This is a genomic window from Ideonella sp. A 288 (assembly GCF_002198735.1).
Classification (GTDB): Bacteria; Pseudomonadota; Gammaproteobacteria; order Burkholderiales; family Burkholderiaceae_C; genus Pseudaquabacterium.
Window position 1 is genome coordinate 24,247 of the sequence record NZ_MWLO01000155.1, and the last position, 16,791, is coordinate 41,037.

General features: G+C 71.0%; 12 protein-coding genes. 10 read left to right on the forward strand and 2 right to left on the reverse strand.

Annotated elements, in window-relative coordinates; genetic code table 11:
• Window positions 1-18 precede the first annotated feature (18 nt).
• From EOINJALH_RS27125 to EOINJALH_RS27135, 3 genes are read left to right on the forward strand one after another with little or no spacing between them, the layout of a single operon-like run.
• Window positions 19-1,212 (forward strand): EAL and HDOD domain-containing protein, encoded by a 1,194-nt coding sequence (locus EOINJALH_RS27125; RefSeq protein WP_088286115.1) that lies wholly within the window; start codon window positions 19-21, stop codon window positions 1,210-1,212.
• Window positions 1,213-1,268: 56 nt separating this feature from the next.
• On the forward strand, window positions 1,269-4,850 hold the full coding sequence (locus EOINJALH_RS27130; RefSeq protein ID WP_088286117.1) for a PAS domain S-box protein: 3,582 nt from the start codon (window positions 1,269-1,271) through the stop codon (window positions 4,848-4,850).
• Window positions 4,851-4,891: 41 nt separating this feature from the next.
• Window positions 4,892-5,533 (forward strand): response regulator, encoded by a 642-nt coding sequence (locus tag EOINJALH_RS27135; RefSeq protein WP_234414063.1) that lies wholly within the window; start codon window positions 4,892-4,894, stop codon window positions 5,531-5,533.
• A gap of 36 nt (window positions 5,534-5,569) precedes the next feature.
• Here the strand turns inward: EOINJALH_RS27135 and EOINJALH_RS32045 are convergent, their stop codons facing one another.
• A complete protein-coding gene (locus EOINJALH_RS32045) occupies window positions 5,570-6,817 on the reverse strand; it encodes an ATP-binding protein (RefSeq protein ID WP_234414064.1) in 1,248 nt (415 codons plus the stop codon).
• Window positions 6,818-7,283: 466 nt separating this feature from the next.
• Here EOINJALH_RS32045 and EOINJALH_RS33065 point away from each other — a divergent pair, with 466 nt between their 5' ends.
• The 5 genes from EOINJALH_RS33065 (at window position 7,284) to EOINJALH_RS27165 (ending at window position 13,622) form a co-directional block, all read left to right on the forward strand.
• Window positions 7,284-7,670: an Hpt domain-containing protein gene (locus EOINJALH_RS33065; RefSeq protein WP_234414065.1), complete on the forward strand. Its 387-nt coding sequence runs from the start codon at window positions 7,284-7,286 to the stop codon at window positions 7,668-7,670.
• Window positions 7,671-7,682: 12 nt separating this feature from the next.
• Window positions 7,683-9,929, forward strand: a complete 2,247-nt coding sequence (locus EOINJALH_RS27150) for a bifunctional diguanylate cyclase/phosphodiesterase (RefSeq protein ID WP_088286121.1) — start codon at window positions 7,683-7,685, stop codon at window positions 9,927-9,929.
• 9 nt (window positions 9,930-9,938) lie between these two features.
• Complete coding sequence (locus EOINJALH_RS27155) at window positions 9,939-11,642, forward strand: diguanylate cyclase (RefSeq protein ID WP_088286123.1); 1,704 nt, start codon at window positions 9,939-9,941, stop codon at window positions 11,640-11,642.
• The gene (locus EOINJALH_RS27160) at window positions 11,635-12,573 is read left to right on the forward strand and encodes a ChaN family lipoprotein (protein ID WP_158219910.1); all 939 of its coding nucleotides are present in this window, start codon (window positions 11,635-11,637) and stop codon (window positions 12,571-12,573) included. Before EOINJALH_RS27155 ends, EOINJALH_RS27160 begins: the two co-directional genes overlap by 8 nt.
• 149 nt (window positions 12,574-12,722) lie before the next feature.
• Window positions 12,723-13,622: a 5'-nucleotidase, lipoprotein e(P4) family gene (locus EOINJALH_RS27165; protein WP_088286127.1), complete on the forward strand. Its 900-nt coding sequence runs from the start codon at window positions 12,723-12,725 to the stop codon at window positions 13,620-13,622.
• A 46-nt stretch (window positions 13,623-13,668) separates the two neighbouring features.
• Here the strand turns inward: EOINJALH_RS27165 and EOINJALH_RS27170 are convergent, their stop codons facing one another.
• Window positions 13,669-14,535 (reverse strand): hypothetical protein, encoded by an 867-nt coding sequence (locus EOINJALH_RS27170; RefSeq protein WP_088286129.1) that lies wholly within the window; start codon window positions 14,533-14,535, stop codon window positions 13,669-13,671.
• Between the two features lie 423 nt (window positions 14,536-14,958).
• On the opposite strand from EOINJALH_RS27170, the gene EOINJALH_RS27175 reads away from it, so the two are divergent.
• Complete coding sequence (locus EOINJALH_RS27175; RefSeq protein ID WP_310732351.1) at window positions 14,959-16,215, forward strand: phage integrase central domain-containing protein; 1,257 nt, start codon at window positions 14,959-14,961, stop codon at window positions 16,213-16,215.
• On the forward strand, window positions 16,215-16,778 hold the full coding sequence (locus EOINJALH_RS27180) for a hypothetical protein (RefSeq protein WP_144290192.1): 564 nt from the start codon (window positions 16,215-16,217) through the stop codon (window positions 16,776-16,778). The genes EOINJALH_RS27175 and EOINJALH_RS27180 overlap by 1 nt, the downstream gene beginning before the upstream one ends.
• Window positions 16,779-16,791 lie beyond the last annotated feature (13 nt).

Sequence of the window (16,791 nt, forward strand, 5' to 3'; positions counted from 1 at the left end):
GGGAGAACGCACGTGGGCATGAACGACCATCCGGTGCTGGGGCAGGTGGCCCTCGGCTACTCGCCGATGATCGACAAGCACCGCGCCATCACGGCGCTGCGCCTGACCGTGTTCCCCATGCGCCCGGACGTGACGCCAGACGCGGTGCACCTGCTCGAGGCCCTGGGCGAGACCTGGCCGGCCGACGCCGGGCGGGTGTCGCTGAACATCGTCGGAGAGTCGCTGCTGCAGGGCCTGATGCAGGCCGAACTGCCCACCAACCTGATGGTCGAGGTGCCGGCCTTCATGGCCGCCGACCCGGTGCACTCCGAGGCGCTGCAGACGCTGTACAAGCGCGGCAATACGCTGCTCGTGAAGGGCCGGCCGACGGCGCCCCTGCCGCGCGAGGTGCTGCCCTGCTTCGCCTACTCGATCATCGACCTGGCCGACGAGCGCCGCGACGGTCTGCCGCCGCCTGGGGGCGTGTCGCGCACCATCCCGCACGTGCAGGCCGGCGTGCGCACGCTGGTGGAGATGACCGAGGCCTTCGGCCGCGGCGCCATCGCCGTACTGGGCTGGCCCATCGACGACGCCGTGGCCTCCCGCAGCAAGGCGGCCGGCCAGCCGCAGATGCAGACCATCGTCGAACTGATCAACCGCGTCGACCGCGAGGAATCGGGCGACCGCATGGAGGCCGTGCTGCGCAACGACCCCACGCTGGCCTTCAAGCTGATGCGCTACATCAACTCGCCGGCCTTCGGCCTGTCGGTGGAGATCTCGTCCTTCCGGCATGCGCTGATGATCCTGGGCTACCAGCGGCTCAAGCGCTGGCTGGCGCTGCTGCTGGCCTCCTCCAGCCGCGACCCCGACCTGCGCCCGGTCATCTTCGCCGCGGTGCGCCGCGGCCTGCTGATGGAAGAACTGGGCCGCGCCAGCGGCGCCGACGACGAGCACCGCAGCGAACTCTTCATCTGCGGCGTGTTCTCGCTGCTCGACCGCATGATGGGCCAGCCCTTCGCCCAGTTGCTGGCCTCGATCCCGGTGCCCGAGGCGGTGCGCTCGGCGCTGGCCGATGGCGCCGGGCCGCATCACCCCTATCTCGAACTGGTGCGGGCGGTGGAGTCGGCCTCGGTCTACGACATCCGCGGCGCCGCCGAGGTGCTGATGCTGGGCGTGGCCGAGGTCAACCGCGCGGTGATGCGCGCGCTCGCCGCGGCACGGCAGCTCGATTGAGCTGAAGCCCGATCTGCACGCCGTCGCAGGGCGTGCGCGCCGCTAAACTCGGCGGCATGTCCGTGCTCTCGCGCGCTTCGGCCGCCCCCACCCATGCGCAGCTGGGGGCGCTGCTCGACAGTGCCGACGAGGCGCTGGTGCTGGTCGACCCGCGCCACCGCGTCACCTACGCCAACCGCGCCGCGACGCGGCTGTTGGGCTGCGAGGCAGGGCAGGGTCTCGACGTCGCCTTCGCCCGGCTGGCCGAGCCGCAGCGCAGCGAACTGCGCGACGCCGCCGCCGGGTCGGCGGCCTGGCAGCGCGACGCCACGCTGGTCGACGGCCACCCGGTGCACCTGGCGCTCGCCCCCGGGCCGGGCGGCATGCGCCTGCTGCGGGCCCGCAGCGGTGCCTCGCTGTCCCAGGCGCCCCGGCTCGACGCCCGGGCCACCGGCGAGGTGGTGCGGCTGCTCTGGGACGCGCCGCAGCCGCTGATCGTGCAGGACGCCCGGCACGTCATCGTCGCGGCCAATCGCGCCTTCCTGACGGCGCTGGGCCGACCGCTGCCCGAGGTGCTCGGGCACGACCCGGTGGAGTTCGTGCCGCCCGAAGACCGCCCTGAGGTGCGCGCCGCGCGGCTCGAGCGGCCCAGCCTCGGCCGGCCCGGGCAGACGCTGCCCCTGGTGGAGCGCCGCCTCAGCGACGCGCAGGGCCAACTGCGCTGGTTCCGCGTGCTGCCCCGCGAGGTGAGCGCCGACGACGGCAGCCCGCTGCTGCTGTCGGTGCTGGTGGACATCACGCACGAGCGCGAGGCGCGGGTGCGCATCGACCGCTCGGTGCACGAGCTCGAGCACTGGTTCGACCTGAGTCCGGTGGGCATGCTGGTGTACGACCAGACCGGCCTGGTGCTGCGCAGCAACGCCGCCTTCGGTGCGCTGGTCGGCCGGACGCCGGTGATGCTGCACGAGGCCGCCGCCGACCTGCGCCAGCTGCTGGCCTGGGAGGGCGACCGCCCGCACGCCGAACTGCGCGTCGACGGCCCGACGCTGGAGGTGCGCGCCACGGTGCAGGCGCCCGACGGCCGCATGCCGCGCCTGCGGGCCCGGCTGCGCGCCTTCCACAGCGACGACGGCCCGATGCGCGTGATGGCCGTCGTCGAGGACCGCAGCCTCGAGGACGAGCGCGACCTGGCCCAGCTCGAGATCGGCGCGCTGATGGACACCGCCGGCGTCGGCGTGGCCACCTTCGAGGCCTCGCGCGGCTGGCTGCCCAGCCGGGCCGGCCCCGGCAAGGGCAGCTCGGGGCTGCAGCCGGGGCTGCAGTCGATCCGCCGCGAGCAGGTCGAGCCCTCGTCGCTGCCCGAGTTCGAGCGGCTGCAGCAGGCCCTGCGCCATGGCGAGCGGGTGCAGGTGCGCTACGAGGTGCGCGCGCCCGAGCTCGGCCGGCGCTGGCTGCTCACTCGGGTGGAACCCGGCGAGCTCACCGGCGGCCGCACCGCGGTGTCGGTGGTCACGCTCGACATCACCGAGCAGGAAGAGTCGCACCGCCGCAGCGAGCAGCTGCTGCGCGAGCTGTCGGCCATCCTCGACGGCACCAGCGCTGGCATGGCCTACCTGCGCGGCGAGCGGCTGGTGCGCTGCAACCAGCGCTTCGAGGCCATGCTCGGGCTGCCGGCCGGGGGGGCAGCCGGCGCCACGCTGGAAACGCTCTTCGCCGACCACGCCGCGGCCCTGGCGGTGGCGCGGCGTGCGCTCGGCATCGAAGGGCGCTTCGAGACCGAACTGCACCTGGGCGAGCGCTGGTACTCGCTGTCGATCAGCCGCGCCGCGTCGCTGGGCGAGCCCGAGGCGGTGGCCGTGCTCACCGACGTGTCGCGGCTGAAGGCCCAGCAGGCCGAGCTCGAGACCATGGCCCGCGAGCGCGAGCTGATGTTCAACCTGTCCGACGTGGGCATCGCCCATGTTCGCGACGGCTGCATCGGCCGCGCCAACGACGCGCTGGCCCGGCTCACCGGCCGCCGCGCCGACGAGCTGGCCGGCCTGCCGCTGGCCGAACTGTTCGAAGACCCGCAGGCGCATTCCGTGCAGTGGGCCGAGCAGGAGACCGAACTGGCCCGCACCGGCCAATGGCTGGGCGAACGGCGGCTGCGCCGGCGCGACGGCTCGATGCTGTGGGTGCAGGTGACCAAGCGGCGGGTCGACGGCGGCGACGACCAGGCCGGTCTGATCTGCTCTTATGTCGACATCGACGAGCGCCGCAGTGCCCGCGAGGCGCTGCAACTGCAGGCCGAGCGCACGCGCGCCATCCTCGATTCGGTGCTGGTGGGCATCGTCACCGTGGGCGACGGCGGCATCGAGTGGATGAACCGCTCGGCGCGGCGCATGTTCGGCGGCGAACTGACCGATTTCGTCGGCGCGCCGATCGCCACCGTGGCCACCGACGAGCCCGACCACCCGTTGCGCGCCACGCACTACCGGCGCTCGCTGGCCGAGGGCCAGGCCGAGACCTTCGAGTGCCGGCTGCGGGCCCGCGACGGCCGCGAGTTCTGGGTGGTGGGCAATGCGGTGGTCACCGGCCGCGAATCCACCGGCAGCCAGATCACCTTCGCGCTGCTCGACATCGAGCGGCGGCGCCAGGCCGAGATCAGCATCGCGCAGGCGCAGGCCTCGCTGCAACGCATCATCGACACCGCGCCGCTGGCCATCGCGCTGTTCGACGGGCCCAGCGGCCGCGTGCTGCGGCTCAATGCGATGGCCGGGCTTTATTTCGACCAGCCGGTCGACGACCTGCTGGAGCGCACGCCCGAGCAGTGCTTCGATGCGGGGCAGGCCGCTGCGCTGCACGCCGACCTGCGCGCGGCGCTGGCCAGCGGCGAGGTGCTGCACCGCGAGCGGCAGCGGCCGTCGGCCGACGGCGCCGGCTCGCCGCGGGTGTGGGACACGCGCATCGTGGCCATCGGCTCGGCCGGCGAGCCGCAGTTGCTGCTGGTGGCCAGCGACGTGACCGAGCAGCGCGCGGCCGAGCAGGCCCGCTTCGATGCCGCGGTGTCGCAGCGCGAGATGCTGGTCAAGGAAGTGCACCACCGCATCAAGAACAACCTGCAGGGCGTGGCCGGCCTGCTGCAGCAGACGGCGGCGCGCCGGCCCGAGGTGGCCGCACTCATCAGCGAGGTGGTCGGCCAGGTGCAGGCCATCGCGCAGGTGCACGGGCTGCAGGTGGGCGTGACCGGGCCGCTGCGCATCAGGCCGCTGGTCGAGGCGGTGGCCGCCTCGGTGCAGCGCACCTTCGGCCGGGCCGTGGCGGTGCAGGTGGGCGGCAGCCCGGCGCACCGCTACGCGTTGCCCGAGGCCGAATCGATCCCGATCGCGCTGACCATCAACGAGCTGCTCACCAACGCGATGAAGCACAGCACGCCGGGCGACATCACCTGCCGGCTGCACTGCACCGACACCGAGGTGAGCTTCCGCATCGACAGCCCGGGCACGCTGCGCGAGGGCTTCTCGCTGGCCCAGGTGCCGCCCGGGGTGTCGGGCCTGGGCCTGGTGCGGGCGCTGTTGCCGCGGCGCACGGCGACGATGACGCTGGCGCAGGACGGTGCCGTGGTGGCCGCCGAAGTGCGGTTGCGGCCGCCGGGCTTCACGGTGCTGGAGCCCTTGTAGCCCGCGGCCTGGGCGACAATGGCGTCTGATCGACGGGGCAAATGGCGATGGCCGGCAAGGGCAGCATCCTGGTGGTGGACGACGACCGGCTCGTGCTGGCCACGCTGACCCACGGCCTGGCGCAGGCCGGCTACGACATCATCGACGCCGACAACGGCGACGACGCCATCCTGCTGGCCCGCGAGCACCTGCCCGACCTGGCCCTGCTCGACATCCGCATGGAAGGCAAGAGCGGCTTCGACGTCGCCGCCTACCTGCGCGAGGTGCTGCACATCCCCTTCATGTTCCTGTCGGCCTTTGCCGACGAGGACACCGTGCGGCAGGTGCGCGCGCTGGGCGCGGTGGCCTACCTCGTCAAGCCGCTGGACATCGGCCAGATCGTGCCCACCGTCGAGGCGGCCTTTGCCAACCTGCCGAAGCGGGCCGAAGGCACCCTGATCCGGCCTGCCTCGGCGCCGGGAGCGCCAGGCGCGGTGCCGGGGATGGCCATGCCAACGCCGGGCGCCGGGATCGACATCGTCTCGGTGGCGGTGGGCGTGCTGATGCACCGCTATTCACTGCCGCGGGCCGAGGCCCTGGCCCGCCTCACCCGGCTGGCGGCCGACGAGCAGCGCGGGCTGGCCGACCAGGCCGGGCGACTGGTCGACGCGGTGGAGTTGCTGGCGCGGCCCGGGCGCGACTGATCGGCCGCCGGGTCGGTCGCCGGGTCGGTCGCCGAATCAGCCGCCGAGCGTGAAGTAGAAGCGCGCGCCGCGCCCCACTTCGGCTTCGGCCCAGATCTCGCCGCCATGCCGGCGCACGATGCGCCGCACCGATGCCAGGCCCACGCCCGAGCCCTGGAACTCGCTGCTGCTGTGCAGGCGCTGGAACACGCCGAACAGCCGGTCGGCGAAACGCATGTCGAAACCGGCGCCGTTGTCGTGCACCACGAACACCGGCCGCCCGTCCTGCACCGTCTGCTCGAAACCGATCTCGGCATCGGCGCGGCGCGACGAATACTTCCAGGCGTTGCCGAGCAGGTTGTCCAGCACCATGCGCAGCAAAGTAGGGTCGCCCTGCACGCCCAGACCGGGCTGGATGCGCACCGCCACGCTGCGCTCGGGCGCGCCGCTGCGCAGGTCGTCGACCACGTACTTTGCCAGTTGCGACAGGTCGACCGGCTGCCGCAGCAGCGGCTGCATCGACAGTTTCGACAGCGCCAGCAGCGAGTCGATCATGTGGTTCATGCGCGCCGCGGCAGCCACCATGCGGTCGAGGTGGTCGTTGCCGATGCGGTCGAGCACGTGGCCGTAGTCTTCTTTCAGGATGCGGCCGAAGCCCTCCACCACCCTCAGCGGCGCCCGCAGGTCGTGCGAGACGGTGTAGGTGAAGGCGGCGTGCTCGTCGGCCAGGGTGGCGGCGTCGGGCTGGCCGGAGGGCGCGGCCGGGGCCGGGGCGGGTGCTTCGACCACCGCCGCCATCGCGACGGCGGTCGGCTCGGGCCGGGCCACGCCCAGGTGGCCGGCGAAGCGTCCCTGGCTGTCCAGCCTGGGCAGGCCGCGCATGCGCCAGGTGGCGCCGGTGCCCTGGGTGGCCGCCACGGTGGTGTCCGGCACCTGGGCCTGTGCCTGCAGGCGCCCGGCCAGCGCGCCCTCGGCATCGACGAAGCGATCCCAGAGCAGTTCGCCACTGAAGGCGCCGCCCGCCCACGACGACGCCGGCGCACCCAGCGGAGGCTGCCAGCGCACCAGCCGGTGCTGCGAATCGGTCTGCCAGACCCAGGCATCCGACAACTGCATCAGCAGGTGCTGCTGCTGGCGGGCATCGGCCAGCCTGTCGGCCACCTTCTGGCGGTGCCACAGGGCCCCCGCGGCGGTGCAGGCCGCGGCGGTGAGCACCAGCGCCAGACCGGCCAGCACCCCAGGCAGCGCTGCATGCGTCGCCAGCATGGCCGCCACGATGGCTGCCGCCGCCAGGGTCAGGGGCACCACGGGCAAGGCGGGGCTTGCCAGCTTCGCGCCGGGTTCACGGTCACGCGACATGCGCGGCATTGTAAGGACGGGGTGTACCGTCGTTGGCCAGGGGCGGGGTGGCCACGGACGCGCCGGATCCGGCCGGCGCCGGCCCCCCGGGCTGGCCCGAGGGGAGGCCTGCCCGGGGGCCGGCTCGGTCGGCCACGCGAGCGGCACGCCGACAGGGCCTTGGCGGGCCGATTCGGGGCGGGCGACGTGGGCCCGCGGCGGGCTCGCCGGGTCCCCCTGCAGGTGTGGTGTTGTCGCATCACCGCCGCAAGCGGTGCGAGGCAGGTGGTCGAAGGGTGCGGTGTCCTGCACGGTGGCCGCCATTCGTCGACTTCACCCGCTTGACTGGGACGCTGCGGCGCACCATGCTCGGCTCGATTCCATCCCATCCCACAGGTTGGGCCTTGCGCGACATCCGCTCCCGTCCCGAACCATGACGATCGTTTCAGTGGCCAGCTTCGAGGACGAGTCCGAGGTGCTCGATCGCACGTCGCTGGCCAAGCTCGCCCAGCTCGATCCCTCCGGCCAGAGCCGGCTGGTCGAGCGCGTGCTCACCACCTACCAGGGCTCGCTGGCGCGGCTGCGGCAGCAGATCGTCGTCGGCGGCGTCGGAGCCGATCCGTCGGCGCTGCGGATGGGTGTGCACACCTTGAAGTCGTCGTCGGCCAGCATCGGTGCGCTGCAATTGTCGCAACTGTGCGCCGAGGTCGAACAGACGCTGCGCGAGGGCCGCACCGAGCAGCTGCCAGGGCTGGTCGCTCAGCTTCAGCGGGAGGCCGACCGTGTCGATGCGGCCGTTCGCCGCCTGATGGCCGTCTGATCGACCGCGCCCATGATCCTGCCCCACGCCTTCGACACCGATGACATGCCCGAGCGGCCGCGGGTGCTGCTGGTCGACGACGACGAAGTCAACCTGATGCTCACGGCGGTGGCCTTGCGCGACCGCGGCTTCGACATCACCGAGGCGTCCAGCGGCGAGCGCGCGCTGGCCCTGCTGGCCAACTGGTCGCCCGACATCATCGTGCTCGACGCGATGATGCCCGGGCTCGACGGCTTCGACACCTGCCGGGCCCTGCGCAACCAGGCCGCCTTCGAGAACATGCCGGTGCTGATGCTCACCGGCCTGGACGACGACGCCTCGATCACGCGGGCTTACCAGGTGGGCGCCACCGACTTTTTCGTCAAGAGCCCGCAGTGGAGCCTGCTGGCCGGCCGGCTGCGCTACCTGCTGCGCTCGTCCAACACCCGGCAGGAACTCGAACGCAGCAAGGCCAAGCTGGCCCGCGCGCAAGATCTGGCCCGCATGGGCAGCTTCGACTGGCGCCTGCCCACGCCGGCCCACCGCGGCGGCCTGACGCTGGCGCCCGAGGGCCTGCGCGTGTTCGGCTTCGGCCCGCAGGATCAGGTGTCGCTGCGCCGCCTGCTGCGGCTGGTGCCCATGCCCGAGCGCCGCGGCATGGTGCGCATGCTGCACGACGTGCTGGCCCACGGCTCGGTGCTGGCCATCGACGTGCCGGTGCAGATGGAGCAGTCGCGCCAGAAGATCGTCCACGTCGAGGCCGAGCCCGAGTTCAACGAACAGGGCCACGGCATCGGCTACACCGGCATCGTGCAGGACGTGACCGACCGCCGCGTCGCCGAAGACCGCATCCGCCACCTCGCCAATTTCGACGCGCTCACCGGCCTGCCCAATCGCCGCCAGCTCATCTGGCGCACCGAGCGGGCGCTCGACCACGCGCGGCGCATGGGACACCAGGCGGCGCTGCTGCTGATCGACCTGGACCGCTTCAAGGTCATCAACGACACGCTCGGCCACGCCTCGGGCGACGAGTTGCTGGTGGAAGTGGCGCGTCGCCTGCGCTCCTGCGTGCGCCACTCCGACCAGGTCAGCGACACGGCGCTGGACACCATCGCCACGCGCTCGCACCGCTCGCTCGAGGCCGTCGGCCGGCTGGGCGGCGACGAGTTCATCGCGCTGCTGCCCGAGATCGTCGACGTCAGCGATGCCGAGCGGGTGTCGCAGCGCATCCTCGACGCGATGCGCGAGCCCATCTTCGTCGGTGGCCAGGAATGTTTCGTCACGGCCAGCGTGGGCATCGCGCTGTTCCCGCGCGACGGCGGGTCGGTGGCCGACCTGATGCGCAATTCCGACGTGGCCATGTATTCGGTCAAGTCGGCCGGTCGCAACTCATCGGCCATCTATGCGCCCGAGCTCGCCGGCCGCGGCCGAGAGAAGCTCGAGCTCGAGAGCGCGCTGCACAAGGCCATCGAACGCAACGAGCTGGTGCTGCACTACCAGCCCAAGGTCGACGTGCGCGGCTCGCGCATGGTGGGCGCCGAGGCGCTGATGCGCTGGCAACGCGGCCACACGCTGGTGCCGCCCGGCGACTTCATCCCGCTGGCCGAGGAAACCGGCCTGATCGTGCCGCTGTCCGAATGGGCCCTGCGCGAAGCCGCCCGCCAGGCCAAGGTCTGGAGCGTGAGCTTCGGCTTCAACGACTCGATCGCGGTGAACCTGCCCAACCGGCTGTTCGAGCGCAGCGACCTGGTCGAGCACATCCACCAGTCGGTCTCGGCCTACGGCGTGCCGCACCGCGCCATCCAGCTCGAGATCACCGAGACGGGCCTGATGAAGGACCTGCAGAACGTCATCCCGTCGCTGCACCGGCTGAACGAGATCGGCGTCGAGATCTCGATCGACGACTTCGGCACCGGCTACTCGTCGCTGGCCTACCTGACCACGCTGCCCATCTCCGAGCTGAAGATCGACCGCAGCTTCGTGCGCGACCTGGGCATCACGCCGCAGAGCTCGGCGGTGGTCACGGCCATCATCGCGTTGGCCCGGTCGCTCGGTTTGCGTGTCATCGCCGAAGGCGTCGAGAACCTGCGCCAGATGGAGGTCCTGCACCGGCTGGGCTGTGGCGTCATGCAGGGCTTCCTGTTCAGCCGGCCGATCCCGCCCGACGAACTGGAACGCTGGCTGCAGCAGACCGTGCTGCCGCGCAAGGCGCCCTGGATCGCGCAGGCCGGTGCCGAGCCGGCCATGGAAGCCCATCGCCCCGGCGGCCGTCGGGGCTGAGGGGTCGGTTTGGCCGAGACCCCGCAAACCGCTGGCGGTGCGCCGGCTGCATTGGCCAAGGGCGCGTTGCGCCGCCTGGCTGCGGCCAAGCTGGAGCCCACGCCGGCCAACTTCGCCCGCGCCTACGCCGAGGAGGCCGGCGAGCCGCCCTCGCGCAACGAACCGCTGCCGGCGCGCGCACGGCCGCTGGTCGAACGCCTGGCTGCCCGCGCCACCGACGACCCCGCGCTGCGCACCGACCTGGCCACCGCGCTGCTGGAGGGCCGCTACGACGACCTTCAGCGGGCGCTGGACCGCGGTGCCGATGGCGCTGCCGCCCAGGCCCAGGCCTGGGCCTCGCTGATCGAGCGGCTGTCGCGCGCGCTGGATCGCGGCAACCGCCAGTGGACGCCCGGCCGCAAGAAGGAAAGCCTGCAGCGTGTGCTCGACGGCAGCCGCAGCGATGCACAGCGGCTGCAGCAGCGCCTGCGCCAGTTGATCTCGGCCTGGGAAGAGGGCAGCGAGGACCCCGGCGCGCCCGTCGACGAGCATCCCCGCATCGCCGGCTCGCTGCAGCAGGCGCTGCGCGCCGGGCTGCCGCCCGATGAACCCCGCGCGGTCGAGCTGGCCGACGAACTGGCCGTGCTGGCCGACCGCATCCACGACGAAGGGGCTACGGTCGACCTGGCCCAGCAGGTGGCCGCGGTGTGCGGCCGCGCCGAACGCCTGTTCGCCCACCGGCATCAGCTGGTCGACGAGCTGATGCAGCTGTGCCGATCGCTCGGCGACGGGCTCATCGAGCTGGCCGAGGACGGCAGCTGGGCCCAGGGGCAGGGGGCCAGCCTGCGGGCGCGGCTGGACGACACCGCCAGCGTGCGCGCGGTGAAGGCTGCCCGCGAACTGCTGGACCACACGCGGCAGCGCCAGCGCGAACTGCGCGTCGAGCGCGACCGCGCCCGCGACGCGCTGAAGACGATGATCCAGCACATGCTGGTCGAACTGGGCGAGCTGGGCGACGTCACCGGACGCTTCAACGACCGCATCGCACGCTATGCCGGCGTCATCGAGGCCGCCGACACGCTGGACAGCCTGGCCGGCGTGGTGCGCGAGATGGTCGGCGACACCCGCACCGTGCACGAGGTGGTGGCCGGCACCCGCGAGCGCCTGGCCGCCGAGCACGCCCGTGCCGGCGAGCTCGAGTCGCGCGTGCGCGAGCTCGAGGGCGAACTGCGCCGCCTGTCCGACGAGGTGTCCACCGACGTGCTCACCCAGGTGGCCAACCGGCGCGGCATGGCCACGGCCTTCGAGGCCGAGCGCGCGCGGGTCGAGCGCGATGGCGCCACCCTGGCCGTCGGGCTGATCGACATCGACAACTTCAAGAAGCTCAACGACACGCTGGGCCATGCCGCCGGCGACGTGGCCTTGAAGTCGCTGGCCGCCCGGGTGAAGGAGTGGCTGCGCCCGGTGGACCACATCGCCCGTTTCGGGGGCGAGGAGTTCGTGGTGCTGCTGCCGGCCACCCCGCCCGACGAGGCCCAGCAGGTGCTGACGCGTTTGCAGCGGCGGCTGACCGCCAGCCTGTTCATGCACGACGGGCGCGAGGTCTTCGTCACCTTCTCCGCTGGCGTCACGGGCTATCGGCCAGGTGAGACACTCGATCTCGCGCTCGAACGCGCGGACGAAGCCCTCTATGAAGCCAAACGCACCGGCAAGAACCGCACCTGCATTGCCTGATTCACCGTCGCGCGGCGCGCGACGAGCCCGCTGGTGGGCCACCGCCGTGGTGGCGGCCGTGCCGCTGGCCCTGGCCACCGGCTGCGCCAGCCTGGTGGGCACGCCGCCCGACACCTTGATCGACGTGTCCACCGGCCGCCACCTCGACCGCGACGAACTGCTGCGCCGCCTGGCCGCCGCCGACGTGGTGCTGCTGGGCGAGCAGCACGACAACCCAATGCACCACGCCCGCCGCGGCGAGATCATCGACGCGCTGCGGCCCACGGCCGTCGTCGCCGAGCAGATGCCCAGTGGCGCCCCGCGCCGGCTCACCGGCGACCTGCGCGCGGCGTTGGTCGACGCCGGCTTCGATGCCAAGGCCTGGGGCTGGCCGCTGCACCAGCCGGTGTTCGCCGCCGCCGCCCGGGGCGACGTGCCGGTGCAGGGCGCCAACGTCACGCGCGACCAGGCCCGCGCCATCGCCCGCGGCGGCGAGGCCGCGTGGCCGGAGGCGCTGCGGTCCACGCTGGAACGCGCCCCGCTGGACGACCGCTCGCGCGAGGCGCTGGACAAGGACCTGATCGCCGGCCATTGCGGCCACCTCGGCCCCGATCGATTGCCAGGCATGCGCGCGGCCCAGCGCGCACGCGACGCGGCCATGGTGCAGGCGCTGCTGGAGGCACCGGCCGGCCGGCCGGCCGTGCTGATCGCCGGCAACGGCCATGTGCGGCTGGACTACGGCGTCGGCCAGTTGCTGGCCACGCTCAAGCCCAGCGCTCGGGTGGCCAGCGTCGGTTTTGCCGAGGCCGGCAAGCCGCTGCCGAGCCCGATCCCGTTCACCTACGTCTGGGTGACGCCCGCGGTGAAGCGGGTGGACCCCTGCGCGGGGTTCACGATGCCGCCGCGCCCAGCCAGCCCGACCTCGGCCGCCGCCACCGTGCCGCGCACCTAGGCGCGGGCGAGCACCCTCTGCCGCCGGGCCAGCCCGCTGCGGTGGGGGCGGCGCGAGGCCGCGTCGTACAGTGCGATCCCCCCCTGTGACGAGCCGACCGCGGTGTGCGGGCGGGCATCGATCACCACCTCAACACCGAGAGGGACCCCATGTCGTCATCCCCAACCTCCACCGCCCAGCGCGCCGTGCGCTGGTCCGGCCTGGCCCTGGCCGTGCTGGCCGCCGTGGGCTGTGCCCAGCTGCCGCCGCCGGGTGCCGCCGCGGTGCCGACCGCCGCGCCTGCCAACACCAATGGCCCGGCGGGCGACGGCGTCAACAACCTGCTGGTCGGGGCGGTGGCCTGGAAGCAGACGGCCGCCGAGTACCGCGCGCTGTACCACCAGGGCTTCAACGTGGCGCGCATGCATGTCGAGGCCGCGCTGAAGGCCCGCAAGCCCGGCGACAGGCCGCTGGCGGTGGTCACCGACATGGACGACACGATCCTGCTGCCGCTGGCCTACTGGGGCCACCTGATCGAGCGCAACAAGGACTTCTTCGACGACGCCGTCTGGGACCAGTGGGTGCCGCGCAACCAGATCGTGCCCTCGCCGGGCTCGCAGGACTTTCTGCGCTTCTGCAAGGACAACGGCGTCGAAGTGTTCTATGTGACCAGCCGCGACCAGGGCGAGCGCACCTACGAGTACGCGATGGAGCACCTGAAGCTGCTGGGCGCGCCCTATGCCGACACCGCCCACCTGACGGTGCTGCGCGACAGCAGCAACAAGCAGCCGCGGCAGGACGAGATCGCCAAGGCCTTCGAGATCGTGGTGTACCTCGGCGACAACCTCAACGACTTCCGGCGCAAGTACTACACCAAGAGCGTCGACGATCGCCTGAAGCTGATGGAGGAGGACCGGGCGATGTATGGGCGCAAGTACGTGGTCTTCCCGAACCCCACCGATGGCCACTGGATGCGCGCGATTTTCGGCGATTCCGAGCCGCCGCCGAGCAACGACAACCGTGCCACGTTCAAGCGCGCGGCCACGCGCAACGCCTGGGACGGCAAGTAGGCTGAGCCGAACGGTCGGCGGCGGCGCGGGGCCGTGTGCGACGGTCTCAGCCGTAGGCCTCGAATCGCAGGTCGCAGGTGAACTGCGTGAGCACGGTGCCCTGCGGGCATTTGTCCCAGGTCAGCTGATAGGCCTCCCGCGGCCAGTTCAGGATGTTGACGATGGCGTTGTCCGGACCGCGGTTCCAGTAGGCCTTGAGCCGCTGCCAGTTCGACAGCGACCTGAATGCGAACGCGGCCGCGTCGTCGTCCAGGTTCAGGGCGCGAGGGGGTGCATAGGCGCCCATCGCGTCGAACCATGGCGTGGCCTCGGTGCCGTCGGCGGGCTGGCTGACAAGGGGCGGCGGCAGCCGATCGATCGGGCGTCCTTCCCTGGGCGGGTGCTGCCGCACCCAGGCCGCCAGCGTGTCTGCGCTGTCGAACCCGTTCAGTCGCAGGACGTAGTGGATGTCGTGGCGCCAGTAGGCCACCTGGAAATGGTCAGCGAGTTCCCGCAGCTGCGATGCGTCCAGGCCGTGCAGCGGCCCCGGCTGGTGATACCGCATCGTGCGCCGCGACAGCAGGCGCTGCAGCACCCACGACACCGCGGGTTCGCCGATGCCCACCAGTTCGATCGTGTAAGCCTTGTGGTGTCGGCCGGCTTGGACGACCTGGGCTTCGACCGCGTCGTGCACCCAGCGCGGCAGGCCGTGGGTGGGCGGGAAGGCACGGTCGGGACCGGTGTGGACGGGCTCGCTCAGGAAGCGCTCGAGCAGGCGTCCCTCGCCCGTGCGCACGATCTTGCGCTCGGTGCTGAACGCATGCGATGGCACGGCCAGCGCAAAGTGGCTCTCGAAGAGGTCGCCTTGAATCTGACCTGTCGACAGCATCACCGCCAGGTCGGCGCGACCGTTGTGCAGGATGGGGTGACCCATGGTGGGCTCCAGTCGGATCGATCGCCCCGCCCGTCCCGGACATCGACGATGGCAGGGGCCATGTCAGGCGATTCGAACCGTGCACTCCAGGCGCACCGGCGTCACTCACTGCGGGCGGCATCCCTTGCGGCACTGTCCGCAGCCCCGACCCGGGCCACCTCACCATGCGTGCGCGACCTCGGATCACCTCTGCGGAGGAGCTTCGCCGATCACGGCCGGTCGGGAATTGAGTTGACCCAATGATTCGCGCCGGTCGGGTGGCGGAAGCGGTGTCCGCATCCGCCATATCCGATGGCGTCTCAGCGCACCGCAAGACTGCATGAAATCGCGGCAATCTTGCTGCTAAGAAGTCCCAGCGCTTGATTTAACCCGTCGCAGGCCATAGCATCCTGTCACAACCTCTATGTGGGGTTGTTTGGGGGGATGGATATGCCGCGAATCGCCAAGGAACTCGGGCCGCTTGCCGTCAAGGCGCTCACCACTGCCGGACTGCATCCCGTCGGCGGCGTGGCGGGCCTGATGTTGCAGGTTTCGCCTACCGGTAGCCGCTCCTGGCTGCTGCGCGTGAAGGTAGGCCACAAGCGGCGCGAGATTGGCCTGGGAGCGTTCCCTGGCGTCACGCTTGCGATGGCCCGCGCGAAGGCGCAGGAAAAGCGCGACGACATAGCCAACGGCATCGACCCGGTGGCGCAACGGGCAGCGGCGCGGCAGAGCATCGTTGAGCAACAGCAGGAAGCGAAGGCGCTGGCCTGGACGTTCAAGCGCTGCGCCGAGGCGTACATCAAGGCCAAGAAGCCCGGTTGGCGCAACGCCAAGCACGGCACCCAGTGGGAGAACACGCTGGCCACCTATGCCTATCCCGTCATCGGCGACGTGCTGGTGCGCAACGTCAACATCACGCACATCACGAACATCGTCGAGCCGCACTGGGCGACGAAGAACGAGACCATCAACCGCGTGCGCAATCGCATCGAGTTGGTGCTGGACTGGGCCACGGTGCGCAAGCTGCGCAGCGGCGACAACCCGGCACGCTGGAAGGGCAATCTCGACAAGTTGCTGGCCGACCGGAAGACCGTGGGCGCTGTCACCGGGCACAAGGCAATCGCATCATGCGACCTGTACGGGTTCATGCAGGCACTGAAGGCCGTATCAGGTACGTCTGCACGTTGCCTGGAATTCGTCGTGCTGACCGCCTGCAGATCTGGCGAGGCACGACTGGCCACCTGGGCCGAGATCGACATCAAGACCAAGACATGGTCGATACCGGGCTCGCGCATGAAGTCAGGCCGGCCACACAGCGTGCCGCTGTCTGACGACGTTGTGGCGCTGCTGAAAGTGCTGCCGAGGCTTGAGGGTTCCGATCTTGTTTTTCCCGGCGCCAAGGAGGGCAAGCCGCTGTCCGACATGAGCTTGACCGCTGTCATGCGCCGGATGGGCGTCGATGCCGTTCCGCATGGGTTCCGTGCCAGTTTCTCAAGCTGGTGCGCGTCATCGACTGCCTACCCCTCAGAGGTGCGGGAGATGGCTCTGGCGCACGCCATTGGAGACGGCACTGTGGCGGCATATCAGAGAAGTGACCTGTTCGAGAAGCGGCGCAACCTGATGGCCGATTGGGCCAAGTTCCTCTACACCGCGCCTGCCGTCGGCGACAACGTCGTGTCGATGCATAAGGCGGCGTGATGGCCACCAGACCCCCCCAAGCAAAGTCGCATCGCAAACCGCGCCGAATACCGCTTTTGGCCAGCGAGGCAGAGCGATCGGCCATCATGATGCGATGGGTTCAGGAGGACGACGACCAATTGGTCCTGCTGGCCGAAGAACTTGGCATCGCCGATAACCCGAGCCGCTGGTATCTCCTTGCGCTGGCTCTGGCGCGCAAATACGAGCCGGCATTCAGGGAGCAGCGCATTCCGCAAACTAAGTGGACTTGGCTGACACGTGGGCTGCTAGTCGTTGAAGTTGAGCGCCTGATTGCCGACAAGCGCCTGGCTGGGAATGAGAAGTGCCCTGCGAATCCGGGCCACACGGCAACATGGGCAGCGGGAATCCTAGCGAAGCGCCCAGAGTGGAAGAACTACCTGCATGGTGGAAAGGACCCTGCCGAAGCGCTGCGGATCCAGTACAGCAGGTTTCACAAGGACCCGAGGGCACAGGCAGGGCGCGATTGGTTCAGGTATCACTTGCTCTTGAAGACCGTCGCTGAGTGGGACGAGCTTCTGCACGACGCACTAGCACGCGATTAGACAAAGGCGTGAA